The sequence below is a fragment of the Candidatus Methylomirabilota bacterium genome (assembly GCA_036002485.1).
Taxonomy (GTDB): domain Bacteria; phylum Methylomirabilota; class Methylomirabilia; order Rokubacteriales; family CSP1-6; genus AR37.
Window position 1 is genome coordinate 1 of the sequence record DASYTI010000046.1, and the last position, 9,946, is coordinate 9,946.

A 9,946-nucleotide genomic window follows, 5' to 3' on the forward strand; every position below is an offset into this window, starting at 1 on the left:
GTGCCCCGACATGAAGAGGACCTTTACCTCGGGATGAATGGACCGGAGCTCTTCGGCGAGCTTGCTGCCGCTCATGAACGGCATCAGGACATCTGTCAGGAGCAGATGGATGGGCTCGGAGCGCGTCCGTGCGAACCGGAGGGCCTCGCAAGGATCGCCCGTGCTCATAACCTTGTATCCCGCCACCCCCAGGAGGTCTGCTGCCAAGGCCAGCACCTCCGGGTCGTCGTCTACCACCAGGATAGTTTCCCTCGGCGCCGCTGCGGGAGTCGCCATGGTGTTCCTTTCAGGGCGAATGCGTCTCGCCTGCCCAGGATGAATTCTCGCCGCTATGGTAGACAGGCCTACCTCGTTCTCCGAAGTTTTTATGTCACAGGCCGCCCACTCACGACTCGACAGGTGGGCCTCTGAGGGCCCGTCACGGGTGTCCCGAGGTCAAAACTTCCCAGCAAAGAGGCTGCCGGTGGGTAGGTTGATCGGGTCTCTTGGGATAGGATCGCCACTCGTGGAGCCTTCGGGAAGCGTCCACGCTCCTGGCCTCGCCTGTTGGGTATATGAAACCGGATACCCGGCGCTTTGACAGGGCCTCGCGGGAGAGGCTTCCTCGCCCTCCGGGCTTCGGGTGTAGCGAAGTGTAGCAGCCGGTAGGTGGGTCTATGTTGTGCCGGATACCCCATCCCTTCCGTTGTGGCCACTTGCCCGATAGCCGGTATCGTTCCGCGTGTTCGATGCCACACCCCCAGGCTCGTGGCGCTGGCCTCGCGTCACACGTTGCGCATGCGCTCGGGCGTGCCTCGCGTTAGAAGGTGCGCGTAGCGTGGGGTGCCCGGCCCGACCGGTGGGAGAGGGTGAGGGAGAGAGCGGGCCATGGGTAGCGGGGGGATTGCGGAGCGCTGGCTATAAGCGCGACCGTCTCAAATTATTTTTCAGGAAAATCAAGCCGCCGCCACTACAGGCACGACGGCCCGGTCTTTCCTACTTCTCTTCGAGTGAAGCGGGCTGGCTCAGTTGCTACACATCGCTTTATTGGATGACCTCATCCGCCCGCCCCAGCACCGACTGCGGGATCGTCAGGCCGAGCGCCTTGGCCGTCTTGCGGTTGATGACAAGCTCGAACTTTGTGGGCTGCTCCACGGGCAGGTCCGCTGGCTTGGCGCCCTTGAGGATCTTGTCGACGTAGACGGCCGCGCGTCGGAAAATGTCGTCGAGGTTCGGGCCGTAGGACATCAGGCCGCCGGAATCCACGAAGTCTCGGTGCTCGTACATAGCGGGTAGCCGGTGCTTAGCTGCGAGCGAGACAATGTCCCGCTTGTGGGCCGCGAACACTGGGGACGAAACAGGGATGAGTCCTCCGACTCGCTCGCGGACCGCCTGAGTGAAGGCGGCGTCGATGCCGGCGGCATCCCGGGCTCCCAGGCGAACGAGCTTGAGACCGAGCGACGACGCGACGGTGTTCATTCGCTCGAACTGAGTGCTGCGCCCTGGGGTGTCCACGAGGACGCCCACGCGCGCCAGGTTCGGGACGGTGGTTTTCAGGAGTTCTAGCCATTTCACGCTGAGATCGGCAGAGAGAAGTTCAAGGCCCGTAACGTTGCCGCCCGGATGCGCGAGGCTACGGACCAACCCCACGCCGACGTGATTCGAGGTGATCGACACAATAGGTACTGTGGTGGTGGTTTCCTTTGCGGCTAGCGCGGGTGCAGAGCCCGAAGTGACGAACACATCGACCCGGTGTGCGATCAGTTCCCGCACCAGCCCGGGCAAACGATCGGGTTGACCCTCAGCGTACCGCTCGTCAATTACCACGCTCTGACCCTCTACATAACGGAGATCCCGGAGCCCCGCTCGGAAAGAGCTGATAAACGGATGCGGTGCCATCGACAGCCAGCCAATGCGAAGCGGCCGCGTTTGCTGTGCCTCGATCACAAGCGGCGCGGCGAGAAGGCCGCCAACTACCGAGCCGAGAAACGCCCGCCGATGCATTACTGGATAACCTCATCCGCCCGCGCCAGCAGCGACTGGGGAATCGTCAGGCCGAGGGCCTTGGCGGTCTTGACGTTGATGACCAGCTCGAATTTGGTGGGTTGCTCGACCGGGATGTCGGCTGGCTTCGCGCCTCGCAGAATCTTGTCGACAAACGCGGCGGCGCGCCGGAAGTGGTCACGGAAGTCTGGCCCATAGGACATGAGGCCTCCAGCCTCCGTGAAGTTTCGGACGTAGTACATGCCCGGCAGTCGGCTCTTCGTCGCGAAGTCCACGATGAGGCGGCGGCGAGCGAAGTTGGACGTGGTGTTAGGCACGAGCAGGGCGTCCGGGCGCTCGCGGACAATCCTGGCGAAGGCGTCCGCGTAGTCATCGGGAGTGTGCTCTGCATGGAGTAGCGTGACGCGCAGTGCCCGCGCGGCAGCCTGGGTGCTTTCCCGAACGGGTCCTCCCAGTCCGGTTTGGTGCCGAGGAAGGCCACACGGCGGATTTTCGGAAGAGCCTCCTTGAGAAGCTCGACCCGTTTGCCTTCGATCTCCGGGCCGGCGGTACCGGTAACGCCTGTAACGTTTCCACTTGGGCGCGCGAGGCTGGCGACAAGCCCATCCTTAACAGGGTCATTGACAAAGACCATGACGATGGGGACCACGCTCGTCACCTCCTTCGCACGTTGCGTCATGCTATTCCCGTTGACCACAAGGACGTCCACCTTAAGACTGACCAGCCCCTCCAGAATCTCCTTAAAGCGTTCGAATTTCCCCTCGGCTGACCGGGGCTCAAACACCAGGTTCCGCTCCTGGACGTATCCGAGCGCCCGCAGTTCATCCAGGAACGATCTGACCAGAGGGTGGACGGGGTCAGGCCCGATCATTTCGGAGACAGGCGCCGTGGTGAATATGAGTCCGACGCGGTATCCCTTCCCCGCCGACTGCCCCTCGGCGGCCAGCGGCGCGGCGAGGAGACTGCCCGCTATCGAGCCGAGAAATGCCCGCCGCTCCATCACTGGATCAATTCATCTGCCCGCCCGAGCAATGCCTGGGGAATCGTCAGGCCGAGCGCCTTGGCGGTCTTGAGGTTGATGACGAAGTAGAGTCTGTCAACCTGCTCAACGGGCAGTTCTCCAGGGTTGGCGCCCAGCAGCACGCGCTGGACGTACTTGGCTGACAGTCGGCCCAGTTCGTAGTAGCTCACGCCATAGCTGGCAAGCGCCCCCATGGCGACAGTCTCGCGCTGGTGGAACATGGTCGCCAGCTTCTTCGCCCTCGCGGCGTCGATGATCAGCGCCGACTGGCTGGCCACCATCGCGTCCCCCACGTAGAAGAAAGCATCCGCCTCCCCCGGCCGGAGCGCGCGCAAGCCCGCCCGCAGCTCCTCGACCGAGGCGACTGGCCGCTCGGCGAGCTCCAGCTTGAGCTGGCGGGCTGCATCGCGCGCGATCTTCACGGACTGCTGAGCGGCGGAGTTGTCAGGGCTGTAGAACGTCACGACCCGGCGGAGCCTCGGAACCATCTCCTTCAGCAGCTCGAGGCGCTTCGCCGTGAGGTCCGTAAACCGGGTGTAGATGCCCGTGAGTCGCCCTCCGGGTTTCCGGATGCTCTCGACGAAGCCGACGGCCACGGGATCAGTCCCAGAGTAGAACACGATCGGCACGCTCTTCGTTGCCCGCTTAGCCGCGAGAGTGACCGAGGTGGCCAACGCGTAGATCATGTCAACCTTCTCCCCTTCGAGCCTCCTCGCCTCCGCCTCCACGGATTTCAGATCGCCCTTCGTATCGCGCACGTGAAGAACGAACTGTTTCCCCTCTTCGAGTTCCAGCTCAGCGAGGCCCTTCCGGAGCCCGTCGACGGCTCCCAAGTACGGGCCTCCCTGCAGGACGACTCCGACGCGATAGACGCGGGCCTGCTGCGCCTCGGCAACGAACGGCGCGGCAAGCGGACCCAGCGTCAGGCCGCACAGGAACGTGCGCCGTTCCATCACTAGGTCCGTCCACAGAGTGTCAGGGAGTCAGACGCGAGGGGATGCGAGGCGTGGGGCAACCGAGCCGGATCCATGCAGGAGCCCTCCTTACAGGCTGGGCGGGAGTCTAGCAGGGTCAGAGGCTCTCCGACTTCTCTCCGAAGACGTGCCCCAACAACGCCCAATATGACCAAGAGCGGGAGGCGGCAAGAGTCAGAGTGTTCGCGAATTTGCTTGGGGGCGTTGGGTTCGCCGCGCTACGAATTCCCCTCATAACCCAGAGGCTGGATTGTTTCCGCTTGAAGGGATGCGACCCTCTACGCGGCGCGGACTTCTCCCACGAACGGAAATGTGAGCAGACGTGCCACCAGGCTGGGTGGCCCGTTCGGGTTTCGAACCCGCGTCGAATCTGGCTGACTCAGGAAAGACCAACGAATAAGATTAGGCCAGAAAGTCGCTGGTAGCTTCAGGCGACCAGCGCCGCCCGCTCAGGCGGGGCGCTGCTTGCGGCGCTCGCGGTCGGCGAGGGCGTCCTGCACGGCGTGATGGAGCTCGGCCGGCCGCACCGGCTTGAAGAGCACGGTCTCCACCCCGAGCTGGCGGCAGCGGTCCCGGTCTTCGGCCTGCAGCCCCCAGCCCGTGATGAAGACCACCGGCACGTCCGGATCGCTCGTGCGCACCCGGTCGGCCACGTCCCAGCCCGTCAGGCCCGTCATGCCCAGATTGCACAGGACGAGGTCGAAGCCGCCGGGCACGAAGACCCGCACGGCCTCGGTGCCGCTGGACACGGGCAAGACGTGATGGCCGGCTTCGTTGAGCATCTCGCCCAGGATGTGCATGACGGACAGCTCGTTGTCCACGAGCAGGATGCGGCCATGGCGCTGGGTTTCTGCTTCGCCGGGCACACTCGGCGACTCGGGCTCGAGGAGGCCGACGGGCAGCACGATGGTGAAGGCGGTGCCACGTCCCGACTCGCTCTCCACGCGCATCTCCCCGCTGTGGCGCTGGATGATCGAGTAGGACACCGAGAGCCCCAGCCCCGTCCCCACTTCGCCCTTGGTCGTGAAGAACGGATCGAAGATGCGCTTGCGCACGTGCTCGGGCATGCCCACGCCCGTGTCGGCCACGGAGAGGACGACGTGCTCGCTGCCTTCGGGGCGCGTGGAGATGCTCAGGGTGCCGCCCTCCGGCATGGCATCGATAGCGTTGAGGATCAGGTTCGTGATGACCTCGTTCAGCTCCGAGGGCCGACCCATGACGGCGGGCAGCGGGGTCAGGCGCAGGTCGAGACGAAGCGGAATGCCGCCCTTGGCCACGCGCTCTTCCCATCGGGGCCGCGTGATGGCAATGGCGTCCTGCACGACCTGGTTGAGCTCGACCGAGATGAAGGGCTCATCCGGCCGGAGCCGCGCGAACTTCTGGATCCGTCGGACCGTCTCGGCCCCGCCGGTGGCCGCCGTCTCGATCACGGCGAGGCCGCGCTTGACGACCTCCGTGTTGGACAGGTTCTTGCCCATGAGCTGGGAGTAGCCCAGGATGGCCTGCAGCAGATTGTTGAAGTCGTGGGCGATCCCGCCCGCCACCTGGCCCAGGGCGGTGAGCTTCTCGGATTGATGCATCTGCGTCTCGAGCTCGCGCTGGGAGGTCATGTCGCGCACGATAGCGAGCAGCCCGTCGATCTTGCCTTCTCGCCCCGCCACCCCGGACAGCGTCACCGCGAGGCTGAGCATCTTGCCGTCGGCCCGCTTGGCGTTGAGGTCGAAGGCGGCCACGGGCTTCTCGCCGGAGAGCGCCGCGCGGGCCGCCCGCTCATACTGGTCGGGGAAGACGCCGCGCAGTGACTTGCCAACCGCCTGGGCCGCCGTATATCCGAACATCCGTTCGGCGGCCGGGTTCCAGCCCGTGATGCTGCCGCCGCGATCGAAGGAGATGATGCCGTCCCCGGCTGACTTGACGAGCCGCTCGAGCGAGCGCTTGGTCTCGGCCACCTCGGTATAGAGCCGCGAGTTTCGAATGGCCACGGCGAGGGAATCGGCCAGCATCTCGAGCAGCTCGCGCTCGCGGGGATCGATAGGCCGGGCGCTCGATCGGTTGGCCACCATGAGGAAGGCCACGGTGATGCCGGCATCACGGATGGGGCAGACGATGGCCCCCTCCGCCTCCACGCCCTCGGGCAAGGACTCGCCCAGGTGGACGGCGGCCTCGTCGTAGCCGAGGGATTCCTTGAGCTGGGTGGTGATGCTCGCCGTGAGCTCGCCCAGGTCGAGCTGCCCCAGGATGCCCCGCGAGATCTCGCGCAGGATCGACAGCTGCGTCACGCGCAGGGACTGCTCGGCCTGCTCGCGCCGCGCCTCTTCCTCGAGCGTGCGGGTCTTGGTGGACAGCGCGCGCATCTCGTTGACGAGGGTGGAGAGCTGGTTGCTCTTGCCCAGCTCCGCCTGACGCCTGGCCAGGGCCCGTCGCACCGTCTCCTCGAGGTCGACGCGGCTGAAGGGCTTGATCAGGTATTCAAAGGCGCCGTGGGTGAGGGCGTTCTTCACCGTGTCCAGCGAGGCGTAGGCCGTGATCATGACGGCCTCGATGGTGGGATCGATGGCCTTGATCCGCCGCAGCAGCTCGATGCCGTCCATCTTGGGCATCTTGATGTCCATGAAGACGAGATCGGGGTTGAAGCCGGGCAGCGTCTTCAGCGCCGTCTCCCCGCTGTCCGCCGTGGCGATCTCGTAGCTCGGCTTGAGGATCATCCGCAGGGACTCCCGCGGACCGACCTCGTCGTCCACCACCAGGATGCGGGCGCGCTCGCTCATGCGTGGGCCGCGGGCAGCAGGGCCGCGAAGGTGACCTCGGCGCGGCCCTGCTTGACCTCGAGCCGCCCGCTCTGCGCCTCGAGGATGCGCTGGCTGACGCAGGGGCCCACGTCGATGAGGTTTTCCTGCACGACCTGGATCGGATCGAAGATGCCCTGGAGCTCGTCAGGCCGGACCTCCGCGGTGCGGGAGGCGACGGTGATCCGCAGGTACTCCTCGGCGGCGAGATGGGACACGGCCACGGCGATCTTGGCTTCCTGGCCCGGGGTCCTGCGCAGGAGATACCAGATCAGGTAGGCCACGGCCTTCTTGAGCATGGCCCGATCACCCTTGACGAGGAAGGCAGTGCCCTCGTATGAGAAGTTCACGGTCACGAGCTTCTGCGTGGTCTCGTCGGTGAAGGTGAGGAGGCGCGCGGCGGCGGGGGCGACGGGCAGCTCGGCCACGCCCATCTCGACCAGGCACTCCTCGATGGCCGTGCGCATGTCGACGATGTCGCGCTTGTAGTCGCCCTCGTTGACGAGGGCGGCCAGCTTGTCGAAGAGCTGCACCAGGCGGCGCACGTCCCGCCCTACCACCGCGGTGAAGTGCTGGCGGAAGCTCACATCGTCGTAGCGCTCGCCCAGCAGCTCCATGAAGGCATTGATCGAGACGAGGGGGTTCTTGATCTCGTCGGCAATGCGGGCCACCACCTGGGTGAGCAGCTGGAGCTGCTCGGCCGAGCGGCGCTCCTGGGCGAGCTGGCGCTGGGCCGTCAGGTCCTCGAAGACCACCACGGCGCCCATGGGGATCGGCCCCTCGCCCATGACGGGATAGGTCGACAGCTCGAGGGGCAGGTTGCGCAGGGCGAGCTGGATCTCGCTGCGGGTGACGGAGCTGCCGCGCGAGAGGGATTCGTAGAGGAGGTCGCCGAGCGGGGAGGGCAGGACGCGGAGATCGCGATTGAGCACGTCCTTGGCGGCCATGCCCAGGATCTCCTCGGCCCGCCGGTTCATCATGACCACGCGCTGCTCGGGGCCGATGGTGATCACGCCGCTCGACATGCGCTGGAGGATGCGCTCGGTGAATTCCTTCTGGTATTGCAGCTGATGATGCACGCGGATGTCGCGGATGGCCGTGGCGAGCGGGCTGGAGAGGTTGAAGAGCGTCTCGGTGTCGCGCCGGCTGTAGGCCCCGCCGGTGATCCGCTGGCCGAGCAGGAGGATGCCGACCAGCTCGCCATGGGAGGCGAGGGGAATGGCGACCACGGCCTGGAGCACGGCCATTTCGCGCGCAATCTCACGCCCGGCCGACTCCGTCGCGCGCGCCTGCGCCTCATCGATCTGGATGACGCGGCCCTCGGTCATGAGCCAGAGGGGCAGCCCGCTGTCCGCCGAGAGGGTTACGGAGTCGACCAGGTGCGGGGCGAGGCCTCGGGCGGCCCGGATCCGGTACTGTCGGTGCTCGTCCTCGGCCAGGAGGATGGCGCTCCGGCTCGGCCGGGCCAGCTCGGAGACGGCATCGAGGAAGAGCTCGAGCACCCGGGGCAGGTCGAAGCCGGCGGCGAGGGCCTTGGCGAACTCGCGCGCCACCTGCGTCAGGTCGCGCGCGGAAGCTTCGGCAGCGGCGTCCGGGTCGTCCGTCAGCGTGTCCAGGATGGCGGGCCGGCGGGCCGTGCGGAGGGCCGCCACCTCCTGCAAGAGCAGCAGCTTCTCGTCGGCCTGGCGGAGCACCCCGCGGAGGTGCGGGGTGGTGAAGGGCTGGAGCAAGGCGAAATCCGCGCCCTCCACGGCCAGCTCGTCGTCTGGGGTGAGGCCATCGGGGGGCAAGATGCACACGATCACCGCGGTCGGGCGAAGCTGTCGCGCCTTGGCGATGAAGCTCTCGAGGTCGCCGGGCGGGCTGGCCACCTGCTTCAGGATCAGGTCCACCTCGGTGAGCCGAAGGGTGCGGAGGGCGTCGTCGTCCGTGCGGGACGGGAAGATCGAGCAGTCGCGGAGCGCGCGCAGCAAGCGAGCCCTGAGCGCGTCGTCCTCCGAGACGAGCAGGACGGTTCTCACGCCGGCACTCGGGGGCGAGTGGCCATCGGCACGGGAAACTCGATGGTGAAGGTGCAACCGGGCCGCCCGGCATTGTTGCGCGCGCGCAGAATGGCCCGATGCGCGTCCGCGATGGCCCGACAGATGGCCAACCCGAGGCCCGTCCCCTTGATCTTGGTCGTCACGAACGGATTGAAGACTCGTTCAAGGAGCTCGTCGGAAATCCCGGAGCCGGTATCCGAGACCTCGACGAGAAGGGTAGACCCGCCCCCGTCGGAGAGGTCGGCCACTCGTACCGTGAGCTCGCCGTCGGAGTCCATGGCTTCCAGGGCATTTAAGCACAGGTTCAAGAAAAGCTGCTCCAACTGAGACGCGTTGCCGAGGACCCGTCGCGGGCTGGCGTCGCCTACCCGGCGCAGGCGGATCCCCCGCGCGTCGAGCTGGGGTTGCAGGAGGTCGAGGGTGTTGCGGATAGGCACCGTGATGTCGACGGGCTCCATGGGCTGGCGAGAGGCGGAGGCCAGCGTCCGGAAGTGCTCCAGCAGCTCATCGATGCGGGCGATCTCGTGTCCCGCGACGCGCGAGAAGCTCTCCCGGAAGCCTGCGTCGTTGAAGCGGCTCGGCAGGAGCTGGGTGAACGTCTTGATGGCCACGAGCGGATTCCGGATCTCGTGCACCATCCCCGAGGCGATGGCCTCGATCGACGCGAGCCGTTCCGTGCGGCGGCGCTCGCGCTCCAGCTCCTTGAGGCGCGAGAGGTCACTGAAGACGGCCACCGCGCCCACCACGCCGCCCTGCGGATTCCGGAGCAGCGAGGTGGTGCACATGAGCGGCACCAGCTGGCCCGCCGCATCGGGCAGGGCGATCTCGACTTCGGACTGGGATTCGTGGCGCTCCAGCGCGGCCTCGAGCAGGCGAGCGAGCACGGGCGGGAGCTGCTCGATCCCGTGGCCGCACGTTCCGACCGCCGTGAGCCCGGTCAGCGTCTCCGCCGCCTTGTTGAAGACGGTGATCCGCCGTCGGGCGCCGACGACCACCACCCCGTTCTCGATGGTGGCCAGGGTCTTCTGCAGCTCTTCGTTGACCTGCACCACGCGCTGGTGCGTCTGCGCGTTGCGGATGGCGATAGCGGACTGGTGGGCGAGAGTCTGCAGCAGATCGGCATCATTGCTGAAGTACGGA

At 66.3% G+C, this 9,946-nt stretch carries 7 protein-coding genes; all 7 read right to left on the minus strand.

What is annotated here, in order from left to right; genetic code table 11:
* Positions 1–276, minus strand: a 276-nt coding sequence (locus VGT00_05380) for a response regulator (GenBank protein HEV8530825.1), incomplete at its 3' end; no start/stop codon positions are given.
* A gap of 747 nt (positions 277–1,023) precedes the next feature.
* Entirely contained in the window at positions 1,024–1,983 is a 960-nt protein-coding gene (locus VGT00_05385) for an ABC transporter substrate-binding protein (protein HEV8530826.1), read from the minus strand.
* Complete coding sequence (locus VGT00_05390) at positions 1,983–2,300, minus strand: ABC transporter substrate binding protein (GenBank protein ID HEV8530827.1); 318 nt, start codon at positions 2,298–2,300, stop codon at positions 1,983–1,985. The genes VGT00_05385 and VGT00_05390 overlap by 1 nt, the downstream gene beginning before the upstream one ends.
* Positions 2,301–2,982: 682 nt before the next feature.
* Positions 2,983–3,957: an ABC transporter substrate-binding protein gene (locus tag VGT00_05395; protein ID HEV8530828.1), complete on the minus strand. Its 975-nt coding sequence runs from the start codon at positions 3,955–3,957 to the stop codon at positions 2,983–2,985.
* A gap of 470 nt (positions 3,958–4,427) precedes the next feature.
* The gene (locus VGT00_05400) at positions 4,428–6,746 is read right to left on the minus strand and encodes a response regulator (GenBank protein HEV8530829.1); all 2,319 of its coding nucleotides are present in this window, start codon (positions 6,744–6,746) and stop codon (positions 4,428–4,430) included.
* The gene (locus VGT00_05405) at positions 6,743–8,785 is read right to left on the minus strand and encodes a GAF domain-containing protein (GenBank protein HEV8530830.1); all 2,043 of its coding nucleotides are present in this window, start codon (positions 8,783–8,785) and stop codon (positions 6,743–6,745) included. Before VGT00_05405 ends, VGT00_05400 begins: the two co-directional genes overlap by 4 nt.
* Positions 8,782–9,946: ATP-binding protein (locus VGT00_05410; protein HEV8530831.1), on the minus strand; the 1,165-nt coding region annotated here is incomplete at its 5' end. The genes VGT00_05410 and VGT00_05405, both read right to left, overlap by 4 nt.